This window comes from Cupriavidus basilensis (assembly GCF_000876015.1).
Lineage (GTDB): Bacteria > Pseudomonadota > Gammaproteobacteria > Burkholderiales > Burkholderiaceae > Cupriavidus > Cupriavidus basilensis_B.
Genome location: NZ_BBQM01000005.1, coordinates 48,237 through 72,125, shown reverse-complemented (window position 1 = coordinate 72,125; position 23,889 = coordinate 48,237). Strand labels below are relative to the sequence as shown.

General features: G+C 69.2%; 17 protein-coding genes. 6 read left to right on the top strand and 11 right to left on the bottom strand.

Annotation, left to right across the window (positions count from 1 at the left end; all coding sequences use genetic code 11):
* Nucleotides 1–9: 9 nt before the first annotated feature.
* The 4 genes from KF708C_RS03675 to KF708C_RS03660 form a co-directional block, all read right to left on the bottom strand.
* A complete protein-coding gene (locus tag KF708C_RS03675; protein WP_059410785.1) occupies nt 10–1,626 on the bottom strand; it encodes a hydantoinase B/oxoprolinase family protein in 1,617 nt (538 codons plus the stop codon).
* A 21-nt stretch (nt 1,627–1,647) separates the two neighbouring features.
* A complete protein-coding gene (locus KF708C_RS03670; RefSeq protein ID WP_059410784.1) occupies nt 1,648–3,741 on the bottom strand; it encodes a hydantoinase/oxoprolinase family protein in 2,094 nt (697 codons plus the stop codon).
* Between the two features lie 142 nt (nt 3,742–3,883).
* Complete coding sequence (locus tag KF708C_RS03665; RefSeq protein ID WP_059410783.1) at nt 3,884–4,471, bottom strand: LeuD/DmdB family oxidoreductase small subunit; 588 nt, start codon at nt 4,469–4,471, stop codon at nt 3,884–3,886.
* A complete protein-coding gene (locus tag KF708C_RS03660) occupies nt 4,468–5,772 on the bottom strand; it encodes a 3-isopropylmalate dehydratase large subunit (protein ID WP_059410782.1) in 1,305 nt (434 codons plus the stop codon). Before KF708C_RS03660 ends, KF708C_RS03665 begins: the two co-directional genes overlap by 4 nt.
* 161 nt (nt 5,773–5,933) lie before the next feature.
* On the opposite strand from KF708C_RS03660, the gene KF708C_RS03655 reads away from it, so the two are divergent.
* Together KF708C_RS03655 and KF708C_RS03650 are read left to right on the top strand one after the other, a co-directional pair.
* On the top strand, nt 5,934–6,914 hold the full coding sequence (locus KF708C_RS03655; protein WP_059410781.1) for a LysR family transcriptional regulator: 981 nt from the start codon (nt 5,934–5,936) through the stop codon (nt 6,912–6,914).
* A gap of 126 nt (nt 6,915–7,040) precedes the next feature.
* A complete protein-coding gene (locus KF708C_RS03650; protein WP_059410780.1) occupies nt 7,041–7,916 on the top strand; it encodes a hypothetical protein in 876 nt (291 codons plus the stop codon).
* A 30-nt stretch (nt 7,917–7,946) separates the two neighbouring features.
* On the opposite strand, the gene KF708C_RS03645 is transcribed toward KF708C_RS03650, so the two are convergent.
* Entirely contained in the window at nt 7,947–8,438 is a 492-nt protein-coding gene (locus KF708C_RS03645) for a cyanophycin metabolism-associated DUF1854 family protein (protein ID WP_020200964.1), read from the bottom strand.
* Between the two features lie 13 nt (nt 8,439–8,451).
* Entirely contained in the window at nt 8,452–10,737 is a 2,286-nt protein-coding gene (locus KF708C_RS03640; RefSeq protein WP_029043177.1) for a cyanophycin metabolism-associated ABC transporter, read from the bottom strand.
* 240 nt (nt 10,738–10,977) lie between these two features.
* Between KF708C_RS03640 and cphA (KF708C_RS03635) the strand changes: the two genes are divergently transcribed.
* Together cphA (KF708C_RS03635) and cphA (KF708C_RS03630) are read left to right on the top strand one after the other, a co-directional pair.
* Nucleotides 10,978–13,614: a cyanophycin synthetase gene (cphA, locus tag KF708C_RS03635; protein ID WP_059410779.1), complete on the top strand. Its 2,637-nt coding sequence runs from the start codon at nt 10,978–10,980 to the stop codon at nt 13,612–13,614.
* Nucleotides 13,615–13,655: 41 nt separating this feature from the next.
* Nucleotides 13,656–16,229, top strand: coding sequence for a cyanophycin synthetase (gene cphA / locus KF708C_RS03630; protein WP_059410778.1), 2,574 nt, complete (start codon nt 13,656–13,658; stop codon nt 16,227–16,229).
* 153 nt (nt 16,230–16,382) lie between these two features.
* Here the strand turns inward: cphA (KF708C_RS03630) and KF708C_RS03625 are convergent, their stop codons facing one another.
* The 4 genes from KF708C_RS03625 to KF708C_RS03610 form a co-directional block, all read right to left on the bottom strand.
* Nucleotides 16,383–17,042 (bottom strand): amino acid ABC transporter permease, encoded by a 660-nt coding sequence (locus tag KF708C_RS03625; RefSeq protein WP_059410777.1) that lies wholly within the window; start codon nt 17,040–17,042, stop codon nt 16,383–16,385.
* A gap of 22 nt (nt 17,043–17,064) precedes the next feature.
* Nucleotides 17,065–17,880, bottom strand: coding sequence for a transporter substrate-binding domain-containing protein (locus tag KF708C_RS03620; RefSeq protein WP_059410776.1), 816 nt, complete (start codon nt 17,878–17,880; stop codon nt 17,065–17,067).
* A 121-nt stretch (nt 17,881–18,001) separates the two neighbouring features.
* Nucleotides 18,002–18,931, bottom strand: coding sequence for a glutamate/aspartate ABC transporter substrate-binding protein (locus tag KF708C_RS03615; protein WP_059410775.1), 930 nt, complete (start codon nt 18,929–18,931; stop codon nt 18,002–18,004).
* Nucleotides 18,932–19,118: 187 nt separating this feature from the next.
* Nucleotides 19,119–20,396 (bottom strand): D-amino acid dehydrogenase, encoded by a 1,278-nt coding sequence (locus KF708C_RS03610; RefSeq protein ID WP_020200957.1) that lies wholly within the window; start codon nt 20,394–20,396, stop codon nt 19,119–19,121.
* Between the two features lie 144 nt (nt 20,397–20,540).
* Here KF708C_RS03610 and KF708C_RS03605 point away from each other — a divergent pair, with 144 nt between their 5' ends.
* Together KF708C_RS03605 and KF708C_RS03600 are read left to right on the top strand one after the other, a co-directional pair.
* The gene (locus KF708C_RS03605) at nt 20,541–21,503 is read left to right on the top strand and encodes a LysR family transcriptional regulator (protein WP_059410774.1); all 963 of its coding nucleotides are present in this window, start codon (nt 20,541–20,543) and stop codon (nt 21,501–21,503) included.
* A gap of 90 nt (nt 21,504–21,593) precedes the next feature.
* Entirely contained in the window at nt 21,594–22,907 is a 1,314-nt protein-coding gene (locus KF708C_RS03600; RefSeq protein WP_020200955.1) for a hemolysin family protein, read from the top strand.
* Here KF708C_RS03600 and KF708C_RS03595 read toward each other — a convergent pair.
* Nucleotides 22,801–23,889: a phosphatase PAP2 family protein gene (locus KF708C_RS03595; RefSeq protein ID WP_059410773.1), complete on the bottom strand. Its 1,089-nt coding sequence runs from the start codon at nt 23,887–23,889 to the stop codon at nt 22,801–22,803. The two genes, KF708C_RS03600 and KF708C_RS03595, sit on opposite strands and share 107 nt — an antisense overlap.

The following is a 23,889-nucleotide window of genomic DNA, read 5'->3' as shown; positions in this document are numbered from 1 at the left end:
TGTGAAAGGCTATCGATAGCCCTGCCGGGCGTCCGCTGCTCTGGCGGCTTCGGTCCGCTCCGACGGGGGGCCATAGCCACCTCCACCGGGTGTCCTCAGGACGATTTCGTCTCCTCGCTTGACTATGTGCGGACGGCGGGAATCGACATCCTCGCCGTTGATCTGGACGGCACCGCACGCGCCGGGCTCCCCGCCTGCGATCCCCTGGGCCGGGTGCCGGATCCGCTCGGTCAGGAACACGACGTTCAGCGGACCTTCGTGCAGGCTCTGAAAGCAAATTTCCTGCCCTAGGCCGCCGCGGTGCCTGCCGGCACCGCCCGATGCCGGTATCAGGCGCTTGTACTTGAAGAAGAACGGGCTTTCGCGCTCGGCGACCTCCACCGGGGTGGACGAGATGTTGCTCGGCCAGGACGTGGCGCTCACGCCATCTTTTTCCGCCGTTGCCCCCATGCCCCCGTTGAAGAACAACACGGAAGTAAACGGCCGGCCGTTCTTGCGCACGCCGCTCATGTTGACAATCCACAGGGGCGAGCCCACGCCGGCCATCACGCGCTCCGGCAGCACGCCCTGCAATGCGCCGAACACCAGGCTGGGAACGTAGTGCCCGGTGCAGGCCCGGCCGCCCACCGCGGCGGGAAACACGGGGTTGAGCAGCGAGCCCGCCGGCGCCCGGACCGTGATCCCGCGGAACAGGCCGTCATTGTTGGGCAGGTCGGGAATCAGGAGGCTCTTGATCGCATACACGGACATGGCATAGGTGTAGGCGAGAACGCAATTGATGCCCTTGGCCTGCTGCGGGCTCGTGCCGTCGAAATCGATGTCGATGGTCTCGCCGGCGATCGTCACGCGCACCTTGTAGGTGAACGGCGACTCGAATCCGTCCGTCTGCATTTCGTAGACGTATTCACCGTCGGGTAACGCCGCCAGGGCGTCGCGCATGGCCCGGTCGCTGCGCGCGAACAAGGCTTCGGCGATGTCCTCCGTGGTCGACAGGCCGTATTCGGACATGACTTCGTTGACGCGGCGGTCGACCAGCTCGGTAGCGCCCACCTGCGACCAGAGGTCGCCCACGGTCTGGTCGGGCGTCCGCACGTTGGCGCGAAGCAGGCTGATCAGGGAAGCATCCGCCCGTCCCTCGCGCAGCAGGTACATCAGCGGGATCTGGAAACCTTCCTCGAAGATTTCCCTGGCATCCACCGAACGGATGCGCCCGCCGATGTCGGGCATGTGGGCGGCCGTGGCCGCGAATGCGACGAGCGCCCCGCGGTGGAAGACCGGCCTGACGAAACAGAAATCGTTCAGGTGGCCCGTTCCGTGCCAGGGATTGTTGGTGATGTAGACATCCCCTTCGCGCATCGCGTCGATACCGATGACCTCGATCGCGTGCCGCACCGTTGCCGGGAGCGTGCCGATGAACGATGGGATGCTGCCGCTGTTCTCGATCAGCGAGCGTCCCCGCGCATCGGTCAGGACCACCGCGAAGTCGTTGGCTTCCGAAGACAGCGTGGAGAACGAGGTCCTCACGATGAGCTTGGCGGCTTCATCGACGATGGAACGGACGCGGGTCCAGAAGACTTCGAGAAAGATGGGCGTGAGTTCACGTCCCGGGGAGGTTTGGCCGTGCATGATGGATAGATGCTCCGCAGTTCAGTGAATGTTCACGATCAGGTTGCCGGTCTCGGACTGGACCAGCGTTCCTCCCGGCCCCACGACCAGCGTCGAGTCAGCATCGACAACCAGCAGTGGCCCCTGCAGAACCGCATTCACGGCGAGCTCGCCGCGGGCATAGATTGCCGTGTCGATGAAGCCGCCGGCCTCCTCGAAGAAAACCCGCCGGAAACCCTGCGCCGTCGACTGGCTGCGCTGCGCCAGCGCGGCCGGGGCAAAGGTCTCGTTCGGGTAGGCAAGTGCGGAAACGCGCAGGCTGACCAGCTCGACCGGCACGTTGGGCGGCGTGCGCCCGAATTTCTCGCTGTACGCGCTGTTGAAGGCCGCGAGCAGCGCCGCCCGCACCGGCTGCGCGTCGACGCCTGGGCCGGCGTATGGCCCATCGGGAAGCTGCAACGTGAGCGTGAAGCCCTGGCCGATGAAACGGCCGTCGGCGTAGCGCTTCACCGCGATCGCGCCGAAGCCGTCCTTCAGTTCTTCGAGACAGCCGCGCGCCTCGCCGGCGAGTTTGCCGAAGCTCGCTTCCAGATCGGCCAGGTCGCCGTCAGTGGGCTGGAAAATCGCGGTCCGGGAGCGGTCGGCGCGTGCCGGGGCAACCAGCAGGCCGATCGCGGAAGCCACGCCGGCGGCCGGCGGAACGATCAGCGTGCCGATGCCTACCTTGCGCGCCACGGCATACCCGTGCAGCGGACCGCCGCCGCCGGTGCACACCATGTCGAACCGGCGCGGGTCATGGCCCCGTTCGGCAATGTGCACGCGCGCCGCGCCCGCCATGTTCTCGGCAACGATGTCGTGGATGCCCTGCGCGATGACCGCCCCGTCCATGCCGATCGTCCTGCCCAGCGCCTGCAGGGCCGCATCGGCCCTGGCGACGTCGATCGGGATGGCGCCGCCGGCGAACGATTTCGGGTCGAGATAACCGAGGACGACATTGGCGTCGGTCACCGTCGGCTGCGTTCCGCCGCGGCCGAAGCACGCGGGGCCGGGCTCGGATGCGGCGCTCTCCGGTCCGACCTTCAGCAACTTCATGCTGTCGGAACGCGCGATGCTGCCGCCGCCCGCGCCGATCTCGATCAGGTCCACCGTGGTGATCTTGATCGGAATGCCGCTGCCCTCGGAAAAGCGCTTGCGCCGCGCCGCCTCGAAGCCGTATGCCACCGCCGGCCTGGCGTCCTGGACCAGGCAGAGCTTGGCGGTGGTGCCGCCCATGTCGAACGCGAGCAGGCTCGTGCGGTCGTTGCGGCTTCCGGACCATGCCGCCGAGATCGCACCGGCCGCCGGCCCGGACTCAAGCAGGTCGATGGGCTTTCGCCTGGCCTCGGCCACGGCGGAGAGCCCGCCGTTGGAAAGCATCATCAGGACGCCGCAATCGATGCCGATCGCCTTCACCCTGTGCTCCAGCCGGTCGAGATAGCTGCGCGCGATGGGTTGAACGCAGGCGTTGGCGACGGTGGTGCAGACCCGGTCGTATTCGCGGATCTCGGGGGCGATCGCGCTGGAGATGCAGACGCTGATCTCCCCGAATGCCTCGGCAATCCACGCCGCGACCTGCGCCTCGTGCCGCGGGTTCACGTAGGCGTGCAGCAGGCAGATGGCCAGCGAATCGACTCCCTGCGCAACCAGCTTGCCGACCGCCGCCAGCGTCTCGCCGCGGTCGGGCGGCGTGACTTCGATGCCCGCCGCATCGATGCGCGCGGCGATCTCCGCGCGCAGATGGCGAGGCACCAGGCTCTGCGGCCCGTCGATGTGCACATCGTAGAGATCGTAGCGGCGCTCGCGCCCGATCTCTATGGCATCGCCGAAGCCGGCGGTGGTAAGAAGCCCCGTCCTGGCGCCCTTCCCTTCGATCAGCGCATTCGTAAACAGCGTGGTCGCGTGCACGAAGCGGCCGACCTGCGCGGCGCGAAAGCCGTTCTCCCGCAGCAGGGCCTCGATGCCGTCCATGACGGGCTGTGTCGGATCGGCGTAGGCGGTAAGGACCTTCTTGGCGTGGATCCTGCCGCTCTGATAGTCGAGCGCGACGATGTCGGTGAAGGTGCCGCCGATATCTACGCCGATCGATATGTGTTTCATGTCTTGGTGTTTCCTTGCGGGGTGAGGCGGTCGTCAACGAGGACGGTTCAGGCCGAGAACAGGGTCGTCATCAGGATGCGGGAGTGCGGCGGGAAGCCCGGCGAACGGGGGGCGCATGGCGTCCTGGCCGGGACCGGTGCGCTCAGGTCGGCGCGCCCCCCGCACGCGCGGCGGCATCGGCGCGTTGCGCATCGTCGTCGAACCCGGGGAGCCGGCGATGGCGCTTCAGGTAGGGGATCAGGCCGCCCTCGCGCCGCAGCAGATGGACGATTTCGGGAACGGCTTCGCATTCGATACGCCGCTGGCCGTCTCCAACTTCCAGCCATGCCCTGTCGCGGGTCATGCGGATCCGCAGGGACTCGCTCTCCCGCAGGTCCCGCGCGTCGCCCGTGACCAGCAGCAGCCCGTTGTTGATTGCATTGCGCCAGTACGTCCTGGCGAAACTCCTGGCGACCACCGCCTTGATGCCGGCGCCGAGAACGGTCGTGACAGCGACCTCCATCGCGGAGCCGCACCCGAAGTTCTGTCCCGCGACGAGAATGTCGCCGTCCCGCACGCTCGCCGCGAACGACGGATCGAGATCCTCGAACAGGTAATGGCGCAGGACGTCGGGATCGACGCTGTTCTTCTTGCGGCTCGACGAGATGATGTAGTCGGTGTTGACGTCGTCCCCGAGCACGCGGGCACGTCCCTGCAGCGTCTCGCCGGCGGATTCCCCGAGCGCCATCATTGCGTGCGCTCCATGTCTTCCAGCCTGCCGGTCAGCGCGGCCTGGGCGCAGATGCGCGGCGACGCCAGGAAGATTTCCGCCTCGCGGTTGCCCATGCGGCCCTTGAAATTGCGGTTCGCGGTCGAGAGCACCTTCTGCCCGTCGCCGGGAATCGCGCCGCAGGTCCCGCAGCACGAGCCGCAGCCCGGTTCCTGAAATTCGGCGCCGAGGCGGCGGAACGACTCCGCCATGCCGCTGCGTTCGAGTTCCCGCTGTATCTCTCTGGAGGCCGGCGTCACGATGAGGCGAACGCCGTCGGCGATGCCGCGCCCCGCGCAAAGCACGTCAAGGGCTTCCCGATAGTCCTTGAGACGCCCCCCGGTGCATGTCCCCAGATAGACGATGTCTATCCGCGTGCCGGCGCTGTCCGCCACGTCGGTCACGTTGTCCACGCGATGTGGCAGGGCGACCTGGGGCACGATGTCGTCCAGGTTCACCTCGATGATCTGCTCGTACTCGGCATCCGCGTCCGCGGCGGCGGGAACATAGGCGGTGCTCGTGCGCGAAGCCAGCCAGGCATCCGTCGCCTGGTCGTGCGGAAAGATGCCCGCCTTCGCGCCCATTTCCACGGACATGTTCGCCAGCACGATCCTGTCGTCGATGTCGAGCGTGGCGACGCCCGGGCCGGCGAACTCCAGCGCGCAATAGTTCGCGCCTCCCGCGCCCAGCCGCCGGGCCAGCGTCAGCGCGACATCCTTGGCGCTTGCGTAGTGCGGAAGCCGCCCATGCAGGACGATCCGGATCGACGCCGGCACCTTGAGCCAGATCTGGCCGCACTGGAAAATCCCGGCGAGGTCGGACGAGCCGATCCCGCTGCCGAATGCGTTGAGCGCGCCGTAGGAGACGGCATGTGAATCGGCCCCGACCACCAGCTGGCCCGGCAGCACCCGGCCGCGCTCCAGCATCAGCTGATGCCCGATCCCCTCGCCGGTCTCGAAGACGCAGATGCCGGCCTTGCGCGCGAAGTCGCGCGCCGTCTCCTGCAGCACAAGCGCCCGCTCGCCGGAGGACGCGCCATAGTGGTCCAGCGCAAAAACCAACCGCTCGGGAAACGCCGGCGGGGGCAGGCCGCCGTCGTCCTGCATGGTCCGGAAATATTGCAGCGCCATGGGAATGGAGCCGTCGGTCCCCATCGCGGCATCGGGCTGGCAGATCACGAGGTCGCCGGCATGGACGGCGTGATTCGCCGCGCGCGACAGCAGCTTCTCGGCAATCGTCTGCCCGCGTGCGTGCTGGACCGAATTCGATGACTTCGTTGGCATAAGACTGCCTGGATGCGGCGAGTAGTTCGTAGCTCCGCAGTCTATGAATGCCCATAATTATTGACAAACGAATTTTTTATAATCATTATAAAAATAAATCGAATAATCATATGCGGCGACCCACGGGCCGGCGCGGGCCGGATTCGGGATGGGAGCGGGCCTTGGCGCATAACGTCAACATCAAACAGCTTCGCGCGCTGCTGACCGTGGCGCAGACCGGCTCGTTCGTGGCCGCGGCGCATCGTCTCTGCGTCACCCCTTCGGCGCTGACCGCGACGATCCAGCAACTGGAAGCGGGCCTGCGCGTGCGCTTGTTCGACCGGACGACCCGCCGCGTCACGCTCACCGCGCACGCCACGGGGTTCCTGGCGGAGGCCGAACGGCTGGTCAATGGACTGGACAGCGCCGTCTCGGACATGCTGGCCCTGGCCCAGGGCGAACGCGGCCATATACGGATCGGCGCGGCGGCCTCGGTCATTAGCCAGTTCCTGGTGCCGGTGCTGCAGCAGTTCCGCCGCCAGTACCCTCACATCACCATTTCGCTGCGGAATCCCGCGGCGCAGGAGACCGAGCGCCTGGTGGCGGAAGGCGAGGTCGACTTCGCCATCGACAGCCGTTACCAGGACAACGACGAGCTGACGTACACGCCGCTGATGACGGATACCTACGGCGTCGTCTGCCATTGCGACACGCCGATCGCCGCGCTCAAGCGGCCGGTCAGGTGGTCCGACCTCACCTGGGGACGTTATGTCGGCTTCAACGCGGACACGGCGATCGGCCATTTCCTGCGCCTGCACATGCCTTCGTTCGCGCCCTTCAACGAGGATCACGACGAAGTCGAGAGCACCAGTTACCTGTTCGATGTCCTGGCCAGCGGCGACTATTACGCGGTACTGCCGGCGCTCTCGTTCCAGCGCAACAGCAACAAGGCACTGCGTTGGAAGGAATTGCAGGAACCGACCCTCACGCGCGAGATCTGCGTGATGTCGCGCCCGCTGCGCGCGCTCGCGCCGAGCGCCCAGTTGCTGCTGGACCTGCTGCAGGACACGCTGCAGTCGCAGCCGATGCCGCCGGGCGTGAAACGCGCGCCGCCCGCCTCCGCGGAGCCGGGCAAGCCGGGCAGGCGGGCGGCCCGGGCCTGAAGCGCCACCCGCTTCCGCGCGAGGCCGCCGCGAAATTGTAATCGTCTGTTACAGTCGATATTTTTTTTCGACGACCGGACGGCGTACGCTTCGTCCGGGCAAAAAACGGAACCGGCAAGAGGCAACATGAAGAGAATCATCGGCGCGGCGGCCATCTCGCTCGTCCTCGCGGGATGCGGCGGCTCGGGCGACAACGACAGCGGGCTGGCGCTCGTGCGCACGCCGCCAGCGGCCGGCAGCACGCCGACCGACCCCACCACGCCCGTCACCCCCGTCACCCCGGTGGTGCCGCCGGCGCCCGACACCAATGCCATCGGCACGGGCATCTTCAACGGCAGCACGCCGGACGGGCAGCGCGTCAACGTGCTGGTGCTCGACGAGAACGCCTTCTACATCTTCTATTCGGCGCCGGGCGTGCCCGATGTGCCGATGGGCGTGATCACCGGCAACTACAGCAGCAACAACGACACGCTCACCACCAACAACAACGGGCTCGACTTCAACCTGGAAGCGGCCGGCTACAACCTCACGGCCGCGAACTTCAACGGCAGCTTCGTGCCCAGCACGCTGATGCAGACGCAACTGACCTACCGCAACGCGCGCAATACGGCGTTCACCGCGAACTACAGCACGGACTACAACTACATCGCCACGGTGGACGGGCTGCGGGGGGATTACTCGGGCAGCGCGGTGGCGCTGGACACCAGCGGCATGCGCTCGGACGGCATCACCATGCACGTCGACGCCACCGGCAACATCACCGTGGACGCCGGCGCGGGATGCGCGTTCACGGGCACCGCGACGCCGCGGCGCCAGGGCAAGGTCTACAACGTCAGCCTGCAGTTCGGCGCGGCGCCGTGCCGCTACCCGAACACGACGATGACGGGCATTGCCTACTACGACCCCACCACCACGCACAGCCTGCCCACGCTCGGCCAGCTCTACCTGTTCGTGATGCGCGCCGACCGCCAGGCCGGCATGATCTTCACCGGCAAGCACTGACGGCCCGAGGCGGCCGCCCGGGCCGCGCGCTTACAGGAAACGGTCGAGCAGCTTGCGGCTGGCCTTGTCCAGTCCGGCCAGGTTGCGCAGCAGGTAGTGGATGCCGTGGCTGTCGGAGATCAGCAGCGTGGCGCCGGCCAGGCGGCGGATGTCTTCCTCGCCGCGCAGCACCAGCGAGGTGACGCCGCGGTCGGTTTCCACTTCCCAGGTGCTGGGCGTGGCGAAGGTCGACACCGAGCGGATGCGGCGGATCTCCGGCATGAACTCGCGGCTGGCCAGCTCGGCCTCGATCATCTCGCGCAGCGGCGCGGGCAGGGTATCCAGGCGCGGCAGCCAGGCCAGCTCGCGGCCGTCGGCGCTGATGATGCCGACGCCGTCGTCGGGCGCGGCGATCGGAAACGCGCGCACCGGCACCACGCCTTCGTGCACGGTGCCGTCCGCCGTGGTCATCACCAGGCGGCCCAGCGCGTTGCGCGCAAGCTTGAAGTCGGCTTGCTGCTGTTGTTGCTCGTGTCGTTGCATGGAGGCTGCCTGCTTACACGTTGGCCGCTGCGGCGGTATCGAGGCTCGGGTCCGCGTCGGTGTCGACGTTGCGGGCCTGCGCCTGGTAGAGCTTGTAGTAGGCGCCTTCGCGAGCCAGCAGCTCCTCGTGCCCGCCCACTTCCACGATCTGGCCGCGGTCCATCACCACCAGCCGGTCGGCCTTGCGCAGCGTCGACAGGCGGTGCGCGATGGCGATCGTGGTGCGGCCCTGCACCAGGTTGTCGAGCGCCTTCTGGATTTCCTTCTCGGTGGCGGTGTCCACCGACGAGGTGGCCTCGTCCATGATGAGGATGCGCGGGTTGATCAGCAGCGCGCGCGCGATCGAGATGCGCTGGCGCTCGCCGCCGGACAGCGCCTGGCCGCGCTCGCCGACCAGCGAGTCGTAGCCGTGCGGCAGGCGCAGGATGAACTCGTGCGCGTGGGCCGCGCGCGCGGCCGCGACGATCTCCTCGCGGGTCGCGCCGGGCTTGCCGTAGGCGATGTTCTCGGCGATGGTGCCGAAGAACAGGAACGGCTCCTGCAGCACCAGCCCGATGTGACGGCGGAACTCCGACACCGGCAGCGAGCGGATGTCCACCCCGTCGACGCGGATCGCGCCTTCCGAGACGTCGTAGAAGCGGCAGATCAGGTTGACCAGCGTGCTCTTGCCCGAGCCGCTGTGCCCCACCAGGCCGATCATCTCGCCCGGCGCGATCGACAGGTTGAGCCCGCGGATCACCGCGCGGTTGCCATAGCGGAAGCCCAGGTCGCGCAGCTCGATGGCGCCTTCCACGCGCTCCAGGTGCACGGGCCGGGTCGGCTCCGGCACGCTCGAGACGTGATCGAGGATGTCGAAGATGCGCTTGGCGCCGGCGGCCGCCTTCTGCGTGACCGAGACGATGCGGCTCATCGAGTCCAGGCGCGTATAGAAGCGGCTGATGTAGGTCAGGAAGGCCACCAGCACGCCCACCGTGATGGCGTTGTGCGAGACCTGCCAGATGCCGAAGATCCACACCACCAGCAGGCCGATCTCGGTCAGCAGCGTGACGGTCGGCGTGAACAGCGACCACACCGCGTTGACGCGGTCGTTGATGGCCAGGTTGTGGCGGTTGGCCTCGCGGAAGCGCTCGACCTCGCGCTTTTCCTGGGCGAAGGCCTTGACCACGCGGATGCCCGGGATGGTGTCGGCCAGCACGTTGGTGATCTCGGACCAGATCCGGTCGATCTTCTCGAAGCCGTGGCGCAGGCGGTCGCGCACCAGGTGGATCATCCACGCGATGAACGGCAGCGGCACCAGCGTCACCAGCGCCAGCCACGGGTTGATGGAGATCAGGATGGCCGCCGTCATGACGATCATCAGCACGTCGGTGGCGAAATCCAGCAGATGCAGCGACAGGAACACGCAGATGCGGTCGCTTTCCGAGCCGATGCGCGCCATCAGGTCGCCGGTGCGCTTGCCGCCGAAATACTCCAGCGACAGGCGCAGCAGGTGTTCGTAGGTGGTGGTGCGCAGGTCGGCGCCGATGCGCTCCGACACCCGCGCCAGCAGGTAGGTGCGCGCCCAGCCCAGACTCCACGCCACCAGCGCCGCGCCCAGCAGGCCGGCGAGGTAGAGCTTGACCCGGCCGTAGTCGATGGGCACGCCGTTCTGGAACGGAATCAGCACGTTGTCCATCAGCGGCATGGTCAGGTACGGCGGCACCAGCGTGGCGGCCGTCGACAGCAGCGTCAGCAGGAAACCGGCCAGCAGCTCGAAGCGGTACGGCCGGGCAAAGCGCCACAGGCGCAGCAGCGCCCAGGTCGAGGGCGGCGTCTCCAGGTCGCGGCTGCACTGCGGGCACTGCTCGTCGTCGGGCGACAGCGGCGCCTTGCAGGTCGGGCACACCGCCTCGGCGCCGGGCAGCCCCTGGGCGCCCGCCTGCGGCAGGTCGCGCCGGGCATGGAACTGGTCGATCAGGCGCAGCGCGGCCGGGTTGTGGCCCAGCGTGTAGCGCCAGCTCGCCAGCAGGCGGCCGGCCTGCTGCAGCTCGAGCGTGCCGACGCCGGCATGATCGGCGTGATGCAGCGATAATCCGGGCTGGACCGCCCATTCCTGCCAGTCGCCCTGGCCCGACGTGCGGGCCAGCAGTCGACGATCCGTCACAAGCACCCAGCCTTGGGTAAAATGCAGCCTCGCGTCGAGATCCACCGCCAGCCAGGCCAGGACGGCCTCGCCGGGCACCAGACGGGTGCCGAGTTCGTTACGCCACGGTTCGTTCGGGGCGTCGGTATCAATCGCGGGCAAGGAAGGTTGGGTCATCGTTGGCACAGCATGCTGCGTCCCCTGGACATGGACATAACTTGAAACAATTTAGCGCGGGCGCGCCCTGGCGGCCCGCCAATTTGCCCGCAGTATACATAAGGCCAAACGCACGGGCGCTCCTGATGCACTGCACAATCGCTTTTTAATCAAGAAAGTCAACCGGCTGACCGTTGTAACGTTACTGAAAGGTTAGGCTTCTATTTCTCGGGCACTCGCCCACTGCCTCAAGCTAAATCAATGAAAAAGAAGGACATTGAGATTTTCGATGTCATGTCGCTGCGCGGCCCGAATATGTGGACATATCGGCCTGTGCTGGAGGCGTGGGTCGACATCGGGGAACTGGAGGACTTTCCCTCCAACACCATCCCGGGATTCTACGAGCGCCTGTCGGCCTGGCTGCCCTCGCTGATCGAGCACCGCTGCAGCATCGGCGAGCGCGGCGGCTTCCTGCAGCGCCTCAAGGAAGGCACCTGGCCCGGCCACATCCTCGAACACGTCACGCTCGAGCTGCAGAACCTGGCCGGCATGCCCGGCGGCTTCGGCAAGGCGCGCGAGACCCCGATCCGCGGCGTCTACAAGGTGGTGGTGCGCGCCTGGCACGAGGAAGTCACCCGCGCCGCCCTGTTCTCCGCGCGCGACCTGGTGATGGCCGCCATCGAGGACCGCCCCTACGACGTGCAGGCGGCCGTGGACCACCTGCGCCGCCTGGTCGACAAGCATTGCCTGGGGCCCAGCACCGCGTGCATCGTCGACGCCGCCGACGACCGCGACATCCCCGCCATCCGCCTGTCCGAGGGCAACCTCGTGCAGCTCGGCTACGGCAGCCGCCAGCGCCGCATCTGGACCGCCGAGACCGACCGCACCAGCGCCATCGCCGAGAGCATCTCGCGCGACAAGGACCTGACCAAGAGCCTGCTCGAATCGTGCGGCGTGCCCGTGCCCGAAGGCCGCCTGGTGGACAACGCCGCCGACGCCTGGGACGCCGCCGAGGACATCGGCGTGCCGGTGGTGGTCAAGCCCTACGACGGCAACCACGGCCGCGGCGTGTTCACCAACCTGACCACGCGCGAGGAAGTCGAGACCGCCTACGCGGTGGCCATCGACGAAGGCAGCGGCGTCATCGTCGAGCGCTTCGTGCCCGGCAACGAACACCGCCTGCTGGTGGTGGGCGGCCGCCTGGTGGCCGCCGCGATGGGCGAGACCGCCAGCGTGACCGGCGACGGCCGCTCGACCATCGACGAGCTGATCGAGCTGCAGATCAATTCCGACCCGCGCCGCGGCAGCACCGAGGACCACCCGCTCAACAAGGTGCGCCTCGATTCCGCCGCTCGCCTCGAGCTCAGGCGCCAGGGCTATGACGCCAGCTCGGTGCCGCCCGAAGGCAAGCACGTGCTGATCCAGCGCAACGGCAACGTCGCCTTCGACGTGACCGACCGCGTGCACCCGAGCGTGGCCGCGCATGCCTCGCTGGCCGCCCGCGTGGTGGGCCTGGACATCGCCGGCGTGGACCTGGTGGCGCAGGACATCTCGCGCCCGCTCGCCGAGCAGCGCGGCGCCATCGTCGAGGTCAACGCCGGCCCCGGCCTGCTGATGCACCTCAAGCCCTCCAACGGCGAGGCGCGCCCGGTCGGACGCGCCGTGGTGGACCACCTGTTCCCCGCCGGCGAAGGCGACGACAACGGCCGCATCCCGGTGGTCGGCATCACCGGCACCAACGGCAAGACCGTGGTGGCCAAGCTGGTGGCGCGCCTGCTGCAACTGTCCGGCAAGCACACCGGCCTGGCCTGCAGCGACGGCCTCTACCTGGACCGCCGCCAGGTAGAAGCCGGCGACCGCGCCAACTGGGACGCCGCGCACCGCATCCTGATGAACCGCGCGGTCGATGCCGCCGTGCTCGAGAACGACAGCGGCGCCATCCTCTCCCAGGGCCTCGCCTATGACCGCTGCCAGGTCGGCGTGGTCACGAACATCGACGTGCCCGACCACCTCGGCCAGTACTACGTCGAGGAAATCGGCAAGATGTACAACGTGCTGCGCACCCAGGTCGACGTGGTGCTCGACGGCGGCGTGGCCGTGCTCAACGCGCGCGACCCGCTGGTGGTCGAGATGGCCGAGCTGTGCGACGGCGACGTGATCTTCTTCGGCCTGTCGGCCGACCTGCCCGCCATCGCCGCGCACCGCGCGGCCGGCAAGCGCGCGGTCTTCGTGCGCGACGGCAAGGTGGTACTGGCCACCGGCAGCCGCGAGACGCCGCTGGCCGACGTCGCCGCGATTCCCCTCACCTACGCCGGCCGCGTGGCCTTCCAGGTCGAGAACGTGCTGGCGGCCGTGGCCACCGGCTGGGCGCTGGGCATCTCGCACGACCTGATCCGCGCCGGCGTGGTGACGTTCGACGTGGGCCAGGTGGACGTGCCGGGCCGCTTCACGCTGTTCGAGCGCAACGGCGCCATCGTGGTGATCGACGACGCCCACAACGCCCCCGCGCTGGAAGCGCTGGTGGCGGCGCTGGAGCGCTTCCCGACCGAGCGCCGCGTGGTGGTGTACGGCGCCGGCCTGCCGCGCCGCGACGAGGACATGGTCCGGCAGGGCAAGATCCTGGGCGCCGCCTTCGACCGCGTGTTCCTGTGCGAGGACCGCTCCGTGGAGAGCGCGCTGCCCGACGCCGAAGCCCGCGCGCTGCTCAAGCAGGGCCTGTACGAAGGCCGCCGCGTGACCAAGATCATCGACGAAGGCTCGCGCCGCCAGGCGGTCGAGGCAGCGCTCGCGCAAGTGGTGGCCGGCGACCTGCTGGTGCTGCAATGCGACGAGGGCTCGACCCTGCCCACCATCGACCAGGTCCACCAGTGGATGGGCCAGCCGGGCCGCCGCGCCTGATCCGGAACGCAGAAGAACGGATCCCAGAGGAAACTGATTTCATGGAAGTCTCACGTATCCGGGCCCTGCGCGGCCCCAACCTGTGGTGCCGCCACACCGCCATCGAGGCCATCGTCTCGTGCTCCGACGAGGCCCACACGCTGGCCCAGTTGCCCGGCTTCGAAGAGCGCCTGCGCGCGCGCTTCCCCGAAGTCGGCCCGCTGCGGCCCGACGACAACGAAGGCGTGGTCTCGCTCGCGCACGCGCTCGAATGCGCCGCGCTGCGCCTGCAGGCCGAGGCCGGCTGCCCGGTCAGCTTCAGCCGCACCGCGCCCACGGTCGAGCCCGGCACCTACCAGGTGGTGGTGCAGTACAGCGAGGAGGAAGTCGGCCGGCTCGCGCTGGAACTGGCCGCCACGCTGTGCCGCGCCGCGCGCGACGACATGCCGTTCGACCTCGCCGACGCGCTGCACCGCCTGCGCGAACTCGACGAGGACGTGCGCCTGGGGCCGAGCACCGGCTCCATCGTCTACGCCGCCGTGGCGCGCGGCATTCCCTACCGCCGCCTGACCCAGGGCAGCATGGTGCAGTTCGGCTGGGGCAGCAAGCAGCGCCGCATCCAGGCCGCCGAGACCGACATGACCAGCGCGGTCTCGGAATCGATCGCGCAGGACAAGGACCTCACCAAGACCCTGCTGCACGCCGCCGGCGTGCCGGTGCCGCTGGGCCGCACCGTGACCGACGCCGACCAGGCCTGGGCCGCCGCCCAGGAGATCAACGCGCCGGTGGTGGTCAAGCCGCGCGACGGCAACCAGGGCAAGGGCGTGGCCGTGCGCATCCGCACCCGCGAGGAAATCAACGCCGCCTTCGAGGTCGCCTCCGACATCAGCTCGGACGTGATCGTCGAGCGCTACATCCCGGGGCACGATTTCCGCCTGCTGGTGGTGGGCAAGCACCTGGTGGCCGCGGCGCGCCGCGACCCGCCCCAGGTCACCGGCGACGGCAGGCACACCGTGCGCGAGCTGGTCGACGAGGTCAACCGCGACCCGCGCCGCGGCGAAGGCCACGCCACCTCGCTGACCAAGATCCGCTTCGACGACATCGCGCTGGCCGTGCTGGCCAAGCAGAACCTGACCGCCGACACGGTGCCGCCCAAGGGCACGCGCGTGGTCCTGCGCAACAACGCCAACCTCTCCACCGGCGGCAGCGCCACCGACGTCACCGACGACGTGCACCCCGACATGGCCGCGCGCGCCGTGGCCGCGGCGCAGATGGTCGGGCTCGACATCTGCGGCGTGGACGCGGTCTGCGAGACCGTGCTCAAGCCGTTCGAGGAACAGGCCGGCGGCATCGTCGAGGTCAACGCCGCGCCGGGCCTGCGCATGCACCTGCAGCCGTCCTACGGCAAGGGCCGCGCGGTCGGCGAGGCCATCGTCTCCACCATGTTCGCCGACGGCGACGACGGCCGCATCCCGGTGGTGGCGGTGTCCGGCACCAACGGCAAGACCACCACGGTGCGCCTGATCGCCCATCTGCTCGCCGGCAGCGGCCTGCGCATGGGCATGACCGGCACCGACGGCGTCTACATCCAGGGCGAGCGCATCGACACCGGCGACTGCAGCGGCCCGCGCAGCGCGCGCAACGTGCTGATGCACCCCGACGTCGACGCCGCGGTGTTCGAGACCGCGCGCGGCGGCCTGCTGCGCGAAGGCCTGGCCTTCGACCGCTGCGACGTGGCCGTCGTCACCAACGTGGGCGAAGGCGACCACCTCGGCCTGTCCTACATCAGCACGGTGGAAGACCTGGCCGTGCTCAAGAGCGTGATCGTGCAGAACGTGGCGCCGCACGGCATGGCCGTGCTCAACGCCGCCGACCCGATGGTGGTGCGCATGGCCGACGCCTGCCCCGGCGCCGTGACCTTCTTCGCCGCCGACACCAACAACCCGGTGATGGCCACGCACCGCGCGCAGGGCAAGCGCGTGGTGTTCGTCGAGGATGGCCACATCGTGGCCACCGAAGGCGACAGCCAGGTGCGCATCGCGCTGACGGACATCCCGCTCACGCGCGGCGGCACCATCGGCTTCCAGGTCGAGAACGCGATGTCCTCCGTCGCCGCGGCGTGGGCGCTCGGCATCGACTGGGACGCGATCCGCCGCGGCCTGGCCACCTTCGTCAACGACGCCGCCACCGCCCCGGGCCGCTTCAACGTGTTCGACTACAAGGGCGCCACGCTGATCGCCGACTACGGCCACAACCCGGACGCGATCCAGGCGCTGTGCGACGCCATCGAAAGCATGCCGGCCAAGCGCCGCTCGGTGGTGATCAGCGGCGCCGGCGACCGCCGCGACGTCGACATCCGCCGCCAGACCGAGATCCTCGGCGGCGTGTTCGACGAAGTGGTGCTGTACCAGGACCAGTGCCAGCGCGGCCGCGAGGACGGCGAGGTGCTGGCGCTGCTGCGCGAAGGCCTGCAAGGCGCGCAGCGCGCCAGCACGGTGGAGGAGATCCGCGGCGAGTTCCTCGCCATCGATACCGCGCTGGCGCACCTGCAGGCCGGCGACCTGTGCCTGATCCTGGTGGACCAGGTGGAAGAAGCGCTCGCGCACATCGCGCAGCGGATCAGGGAAGCGGCGTAAGCGCGCAAGGCACCGCCACAACGCGGTGGCTTGCTCCGCGCTCCCATGCGATGGGCGAGCGGAGCAAACCCCGGGGTCGAGCGAAGCCTCATCGAAAAAACAAAAGCCAGCCTTTCAGGCTGGCTTTTGTTTTTACCGCGGCGCGTCCCGCGCCTAATGCCTGCCCGGCAGCGACAGCCGCCGCTCCAGCAGCCGCTGCGCCTGCGACAGGACCGTGCTCAGCACCCAGTAGATCGCCGCCACCGCCAGGTAGAGCGGCAGCGGCTGGTAGGTGGCGGCGATCACCTCCTGCGCCGTGCGCAGCAGCTCGGTCACGGTGATCACCGACACCAGCGAGGTGTCCTTGATCAGGCTGATGAGGCTATTGGACAGGCTCGGCACCGCCAGGCGCAGCGCCTGCGGCCCGACCACGTAGCGCAGCGTCTGGCCCGGCGTCAGGCCCAGGCTGTAGGCGGCCAGCCACTGCCCGCGCGGAATGCCGAGGATGGCGCCGCGCATGCTCTCGGAGAGATAGGCGCCCACGTTGAGGCTCAGCGTCAGCACGCCGGCCGGAGTCGGCTCCAGCGCGATGCCGATGCCCGGCAGCCCGTAGTACACCACGAAGATCTGCACCAGCAGCGGCGTGCCGCGCATGATGCTGACGTAGGCGCGCGCGAGCGCGCTCAGCACCGGCTGGTGGCCGATGCCCATCAGCGCCACCACCACGCCGGCCACCAGCCCGAACGCCATCGACAGCAGCGCGAACTTGATGGTCAGCAGCACGCCCTGCATCAGCACGGGCAGGGAAGCGACGACCAGTTGCAGGGCGGACATGAGCGCGCGCGAGCCTGCCGGCCTACCTGGCGGGCCTGGTCACGTCGCCGCCGAACCACTTCGCCGACAGCCTGGCGAGCGAGCCGTCCTTGCGCATGTCTTCCAGCGCGCGGTCGATGGCCTGCGCGAACTTCGGGTTGTCCTTGCGGAACGGAATCGCCACCTCGGAGCCGCCGCCCTCGACGATCGCGCCGGGCCGCAGCGGCAGGTTGGCGGTCTTGATCAGGTAGCCGACCATCAGGCGGTCGTTGAGCGCCGCGTCCACGCGCTGCGCGGCGAGGTCGCGCAGGTACTCGGGCGCGCCGGGATAGGTCCTGACGTCGATGCCGTCCACCGACTTGGCCAGCTCGTTGTAGTTGCTGCCCAGGCTCACGCCAAGCTTCTTGCCCTTGAGGTCCTCCAGCGACTTGAACTGGCGCTTGTCGTCCTTGCGCTGGATCAGTTGCGCGGCCGAGTAGACGTAGGGCGTGGAGAAGTCCAGCACCTGCCTGCGCGCCGGCGTGACCGCGACCTGGTTGACGATGACGTCGAACTTGCCGGCCTGCAGCCCGGCAATGATGCCGCTCCACTCGGTGGTGACGAACTCGGGCTTGACGCCCAGCCGGGACGCCACGCCCCTGGCCACGTCGACGTCGAAGCCGTCGAGCTGGTTGTTGGCGCCGCGGTAGTTGAACGGGGGATACGTGCCCTCCACGCCGATCCTGAGCACGCCGGCCTGCCTGACGGTGTCGAGCAGGTCGGCAGCGTGGGCGGCGGCGCCGGCGGCCAGCAGCGCAGCGGCAAACAGCACGGCGGACACGGCCTTGCGGCAGCCGGTGCGAAGTCGAAGTGATTGCATGGGGTCTCCAGACAGGACGGGCGGCGAATATCCGCATTAGGAGCGTAGTCCGCCTTCCCGCCTTGCGCAACTCCGCGGCCCCGCCTGCCGGGCCGCCCGGCCCGCCCGGAACCCGCGCGCCCTACTGGAACGCCTTATCGTTCGGATGCGCGTACAGGTCCTTCATGTCGGCCGACAGCGGGTAGTTGAGGTTGAGCCCGCGCGGCGGGATCGGCGACTGGAACCACTTCTTGTAGAGCTGCTCGGCGCGCCCGCTGGTCATCAGCCCGGCGATCACGTCGTCGGCCAGCTTCTTGAACGAGGGATCGTCCTTGCGGAACATGCAGGCGTAGTTCTCGGTCTGCAGCGGCGTGCCCACCACCACCCAGTCGGCGGCGTTCTTGGCCTTGGTCAGCTCGCCGTACAGCAGCGGCTCGTCCATGACGAAGGCCACCGCGCGGCCGCTTTCCAGGATCAGGAAGGACTGGCCGTGGTCCTTGGTGCTGATCAGGTTCATGTTCATGGCCTTCTCGCCGTTCATCTTGACCAGCAGGCGCTCGTCGGTGGTGCCGGCGGTCGTCACCACGTTGCGGTCCTTCAGGTCGGGGAAGTCCTTCACGCCCGAGTCCTTCTTGGTCAGCATGCGCAGGCCGTAGACGAACAGGCTGTTGGAGAACGCCACCTGCTTCTGCCGCTCGAGGTTGTTGGTGGTGGTGCCGCACTCGATGTCGATGGTGCCGTTCTGCATCAGCGGGATGCGGTTCTGCGAGGTGATCGGGGTCAGCCGGACCTGCAGGCTGGGCATCTGCAACTGCGCCTTCACCTTGTCGACGATCTGCAGCAGGATCTCGTGCGAGTAGCCCATCACGTCTTTGCCATTGGTGTACGAGAACGGGATCGACGAGTCGCGGTAGCCCAGCGAGATCACGCCGGTTTCCTTGATCTTGCGCAGCGTGTCGCCGTCCTCGGCACTGGCCATGCCGGGGGCGCCGGCGGCGCCCGCGAGCACGGCGGCGGCCAGCAGGCAGCGGGAGAATCGGTTCAGGCGGGGCAGGCGTGCATGCGGTTTCATCTTGTGTTTCTCCGTGGGTTGAGGGACGACTCTGTGAGGGTGGCTCGTATGTATGGTTGTCAGGCTCGGTGCGGACGCTGCCGCGGTACGGCCGGGGGATGCGGTAAGAAAAGCGACGGTAAAAGCGGCGGTAAAGCGCGATAACGCGGCGGCAAAGCGGATCCGTCCTGGCTGCGCGCCGCGGGCGCTACGCCGCCATCGCGCTGAAATCCTCGGCCTCGACCGCGGGCTTGCGCCCGGCCAGCCGGTCGGCCAGCAGGCTAGCGCTGCCCAGCGCCAGCGTGAAGCCCAGCGCGCCGTGGCCGAGGTTGAGCCACAGCCCGCGCACGCGCGACGGCCCCACCAGCGGCAGCCCGCTGGGCGTGGCCGGGCGCAGGCCGGCCCACGGCTGCAGCTGCGCGGGCGACTGCGCGTCGGGCGCCACCCCGGCGAACAGCGCGCGGGTCTCGCCGGCCAGCGTGGCGATGCGGCGGCGGTCGATCGCGGTATCGCCGCGCACGAGGTCGGCCATGCCCGCCACGCGCAGCGTGTTGCCGATGCGGGCATAGACGATCTTGCGCGCGAAGTCGGTGATGCTGATGTGCGGCGCGCCGGCGCCGTCGCGGATCGGCACCGTGATGCTGTAGCCCTTGAGCGGCCACAGCGGCACGCGCAGGCCGAGCGGGCGCAGCAGGCCCACGCTGCCCATGCCGCCGGCCACCACCACCGCGTCGGCGCGCTCGACGCCGGCGGCGGTGCGCACGCCTGTGACACGTCCATCCTCGCGTCCGCCCTCGCGCTCGATGCCCCGCACGTCGGTGCCGAAGCGCAGCGACACGCCGGGACGGTCATGCAGCAAGCGGGCCAGCGACAGGCAGAAGCGGTGGCAGTCCGCCACTTCCTCGCTCGGCGTATGGATGGCGCCGGCGATCTCGCCGCGGATGCCCGCCAGCGCCGGCTCCAGCGCCACGGTGGCGTCGCGGTCCAGCGCCTGCTGCTCGCAGCCCAGGCTGGCCTGGTAGTCGAGCAGGCGGCACGCCGCGGCGAAGCTCGCGGCGTCGCGGTGCACGATCAGCTTGCCGCGCCGCGCGAAGCCGAAGTCGTCCGGCCCGCCGTCGACGAAAGCCCGCATCAGGTCGCGCGAATGGAACGCCAGGCGCAGCAGCTTGCGCGTGGTGGCCTCGCTGGCGGCGGCGTTGCAGGCGCGCGCGAACGCCGCCAGCCAGCGCCATTGCGCCGGGTCCGGCGAGGGCCGGAAGCGCATCGGCGAATCGGCGCGCAGCAGCCAGCCCGGCACCTTGCCCAGCACGCCCGGCCCGGCCAGCGGCGCCACGTAGCTGTAGCTCAGCTGGCCGCCGTTGGCGAAGCTGGTTTCCTCGCCCGGGCCGGCGCGGCGCTCCAGCACCGCGACCTCGTGCCCGTCGGCCGCCAGCCGCCACGCCGTGCTCATGCCGATCACCCCCGCCCCCACGATCACTACCTTCATTGCCTGCCTCGCCGCCATTCGATCCGATCCGCGAGAGCGTAGACCAGCCGCGCCGGCTTGCCCAATGCGAATACGTGCCAGAATATGTCCTCAGGCTATGGATGCCCCGCCGCCCCTTCCCTTTCCCGTCCACGCCTGCCCCCGATGCGCCTGCGCCAGATCGAGATCTTCCGCGCCGTCATGCTGACCGGCACCGTCAGCGAGGCCGCGCGCCTGCTGCACGTCTCCCAGCCCGTGGTGACGCGCGTGCTGCAGCACGCCGAGGCCACGCTCGGCTTCCGCCTGTTCGAGCGCGTCAAGGGCCGCCTGCAGGCCACGCCGGAGGCCACCGCGCTGTACGGCGACGTGGAGCGGCTCTACGGCGAGATCGAGCGCGTGCGGCGCGTCTCGGAGAGCCTGCGCCACAAGGGCGCGGGCCGGCTGCGCGTGGCGGCCACGCCCAGCCTCGCCAACCCGCTGCTGGTGCCCGCCGTGCGCCGCTTCTGCGCGCGCCACCCGGACACCCAGGTGCAGGTGCTGACCCACCATACCGACGAGATCGTGCAGGGCCTGCTGGCCAACCAGATCGACCTCGGCTTCGCCTTCGCGCCGCCGCGCCACGAGGCCATCGCCAGCGAGCCGGTGGCCAGCGGGCAGATGCTGCTGGCGGTGCCGCGCGGCGAGCCGCTCTTGCCGTCCTCGCCGCGCGCGCGGCGCGCCGACGTGCCGATGCAGCGGCTGGTGGAGCGCCCCTTCATCGCCTACGACGACAACAGCTCGCTCGGCCTGCTGGTGCGCCAGACGCTCGCGCGCAACGCGCTCGAGCCGCGCTCGATGCTGGAAGTCCAGACCTACTCGCTGGCGCTGGCGCTGGTCGACGCGGGCCTGGGCCTGACCCTGCTCGACCAGTACACCGCGCTCGGCGCCAGCCCGGAACGGGTCTCGCTGCACACGGTCAAGCCGGCGCTGGCCTTCGAGATCCAGGCCCTGCGCGCCAGCCACCGCGGCAGCTCCAGCCTGGCCGACGACATGCGCGCGCAGTTCGCCGGCGCCGCGCTGCAACTCGCGGCCACGCTGCCCGCGCGCCTGGAAGCGCCGGCGGTCAGCTTCGAACACGTCCTCAAGTAGCGCCCGCCGGCGCCCGGAATTTGACAGCCCCATGCGCCGTGCACCATCATCAGACAGCCTGAAGCGCCCATCTGGTGCTTTCTGAAACCTATGTTCGCCCTAATCCTGCTCCTGCTCATCCTGATCAGCGCCTTCTTCTCGACCTCCGAGATCGCGCTGACCGCATCGCGCCGCACCAAGCTGCAGACGCTGTCCGAGCGCGGCGACCGCCGCGCCACCAAGATCATGCTGCTCAAGGAAGAGCCCGGGAATTTCTTCACCATCGTGCAGATCGGCGTCAACAGCGTGGCCATCCTCGCCGGTATCGTCGGCGAGAAGCACGTCTCCGACCTGCTGCACGCGGCGCTGCTGCCCTACTTCGACGCCGCGGCCGCCGGGCAGATCGCCAACGTCGGCTCGTTCCTGGTGGTCACGCTGCTGTTCATCCAGTTCGCCGACCTGATCCCCAAGCGCATCGCCATGAGCTTTCCCGAGCCCTGCGCGCTGCTGGTGATCGGGCCGATGCTGACCATGATCAAGGTCTTCAAGCCGCTGGTCTGGGTGTTCAACGCCAGCGCCGACGCCACCCTGCGCCTGTTCGGCCTGCCCACCAAGCAGATCGACCAGATCACCTCGGAAGACATCGCGGCGATGGTGGACGCCGGCGCCGAGGCCGGCGTGCTGCACAAGCACGAGATCCACCTGATCGAGAACGTGTTCGAGCTCGACGCCAAGAACGTCACCGCGGTGATGACGCCGCGCGACGACGTGGTCTACATCGGCCTGGACGAGCCCGCCGACAGCCTGCGCCGCAAGCTGGTCAACCACCCGCACGCGCAGTACCCGGTGTGCGGGCACAACCTCGACGACGTGCTCGGCTACATCGACTCCAAGGACATCCTGCAGATGTTCCTGGCCGACGACACCACCGGCGTGATCGGCAACATCGGCAACATCGGCAAGCACCACGACAAGAACGTGCTGGTGATCCCCGACACGCTCACGCTGACCGAGGCGCTCACGCGCTTTCGCGAGATGCACCAGAGCTTCGCGGTGGTGATGAACGAGTACGGGCTGGTGGTGGGCATCGTCACGCTGGACGACATCGTCGGCGCGCTGATGGGCAACATCATCTATTCCAGCGAGGACGAGCAGATCGTGCGGCGCGACGACGGCTCGTGGCTGGTGGACGGCCTGACGCCGCTGGTGGACCTCAAGAAGGCGCTGGAGCTCGACGATCTGCCCGGCGAGGACTACGTCGACACCGCCGCCGGGCTGGTGATCTACTCGCTCAAGCGCATCCCGAAGAAGTCCGAATTCATCGAGGCGGCGGGCTACCGCTTCGAAGTGCTGGACATCGACCATCACAAGATCGACCAGCTGCTGGTGTCGAGGCTGCCGCCGCCGGCGCCGTCCCAGCCGTGAGCGCGCGGCGGTAGCGCTCCACCGTCTCGTCCAGCCGGAACACCAGGATCCACGCGCCCGCCGCCAGCGCCGCGGCCGCGGCAAGCGCGCCCAGGCGCAGCGGCGCCAGCCGCTCCGGCGCGTGCAGCGCCGCGTAGGCGGTGCCCAGCAGCACGATCCACGCGAAACCCAGCGCGCAGCCGGCCAGCACGTCGGACAGCCAGTGCATGCCGAGGTACAGCCGCGACAGGCAGATCAGCGCCACCGCCACCGCGGTCAGCGCCACCACCGGCATGCGCACGCGCCACGGCTGACGCAGGCACAGCAGGAAGGCCAGGAAGCCATACGTCACCATGCTGCTGGCGGCGTGGCCGCTCGGGAACGAGAACGACTCCAGGCCATCGTAGATGCTGGCGGGCCGCCCGCGCGCCAGCGCCAGCTTGAGCACCATCACGCAGGCGCGCGCGCCGAGCAGCGCGCCCACCCAGTAGGCCGCGGCCACCCACGCGCGGCGCCATGCCAGCCACGCCAGCACGGCCACCGCCACCGCCACCGACACGCGCGCGCCGCCCAGTTCGGTGATGGCCACCATCGCCACGTCGAGCCAGTCCCGCCGCCACGCGCGCAACTGCGCGAACACGGCCTCGTCCAGCCGCACCAGCGGCGCGCCGTGGGCGATGGCCGCGCCCAGCCACAGCAGCGCCGCGGCGCACGCCAGCAGCAATGCGCCGGCGGTGGCCAGCAACAGCAGCTCGGCCACGTCTCGCTCCAGCACGCGCTCCAGCACGCGCAGCAGGCGCGGCCACGGCGGCCCGGCGCGCGCCAGCAGCGCGTCGCGCCCGCGCAGGCGCGCGCCGTCGAGCCGGCGCACCAGCGGCCGGATCACCAGCAGCAGGCCGCGCACCACGCCCAGCAGCAACAGCACGAACACGGCCAGCAGGCCGACCGCGCCCAGCGCGGCAAGCGGCGTGAGCCACGCATCGGCGCCACGGACGGCCTCCAT

Coding starts and splice junctions, on each gene's coding strand:
- KF708C_RS03615 (WP_059410775.1), bottom strand. CDS start 18,931: ATGAAACCGCATGCACGCCTGCCCCGCCTGAACCGATTCTCCCGCTGC.
- KF708C_RS03595 (WP_059410773.1), bottom strand. CDS start 23,889: ATGGAGGCCGTCCGTGGCGCCGATGCGTGGCTCACGCCGCTTGCCGCG.
- KF708C_RS03620 (WP_059410776.1), bottom strand. CDS start 17,880: ATGCAATCACTTCGACTTCGCACCGGCTGCCGCAAGGCCGTGTCCGCC.
- KF708C_RS03665 (WP_059410783.1), bottom strand. CDS start 4,471: ATGATGGCGCTCGGGGAATCCGCCGGCGAGACGCTGCAGGGACGTGCC.
- KF708C_RS03600 (WP_020200955.1), top strand. CDS start 21,594: ATGTTCGCCCTAATCCTGCTCCTGCTCATCCTGATCAGCGCCTTCTTC.
- KF708C_RS03645 (WP_020200964.1), bottom strand. CDS start 8,438: ATGCAACGACACGAGCAACAACAGCAGCAAGCCGACTTCAAGCTTGCG.
- cphA (WP_059410778.1), top strand. CDS start 13,656: ATGGAAGTCTCACGTATCCGGGCCCTGCGCGGCCCCAACCTGTGGTGC.
- KF708C_RS03640 (WP_029043177.1), bottom strand. CDS start 10,737: ATGACCCAACCTTCCTTGCCCGCGATTGATACCGACGCCCCGAACGAA.
- KF708C_RS03610 (WP_020200957.1), bottom strand. CDS start 20,396: ATGAAGGTAGTGATCGTGGGGGCGGGGGTGATCGGCATGAGCACGGCG.
- cphA (WP_059410779.1), top strand. CDS start 10,978: ATGAAAAAGAAGGACATTGAGATTTTCGATGTCATGTCGCTGCGCGGC.
- KF708C_RS03670 (WP_059410784.1), bottom strand. CDS start 3,741: ATGAAACACATATCGATCGGCGTAGATATCGGCGGCACCTTCACCGAC.
- KF708C_RS03625 (WP_059410777.1), bottom strand. CDS start 17,042: ATGTCCGCCCTGCAACTGGTCGTCGCTTCCCTGCCCGTGCTGATGCAG.
- KF708C_RS03675 (WP_059410785.1), bottom strand. CDS start 1,626: ATGCACGGCCAAACCTCCCCGGGACGTGAACTCACGCCCATCTTTCTC.
- KF708C_RS03650 (WP_059410780.1), top strand. CDS start 7,041: ATGAAGAGAATCATCGGCGCGGCGGCCATCTCGCTCGTCCTCGCGGGA.
- KF708C_RS03660 (WP_059410782.1), bottom strand. CDS start 5,772: ATGCCAACGAAGTCATCGAATTCGGTCCAGCACGCACGCGGGCAGACG.
- KF708C_RS03605 (WP_059410774.1), top strand. CDS start 20,541: ATGCGCCTGCGCCAGATCGAGATCTTCCGCGCCGTCATGCTGACCGGC.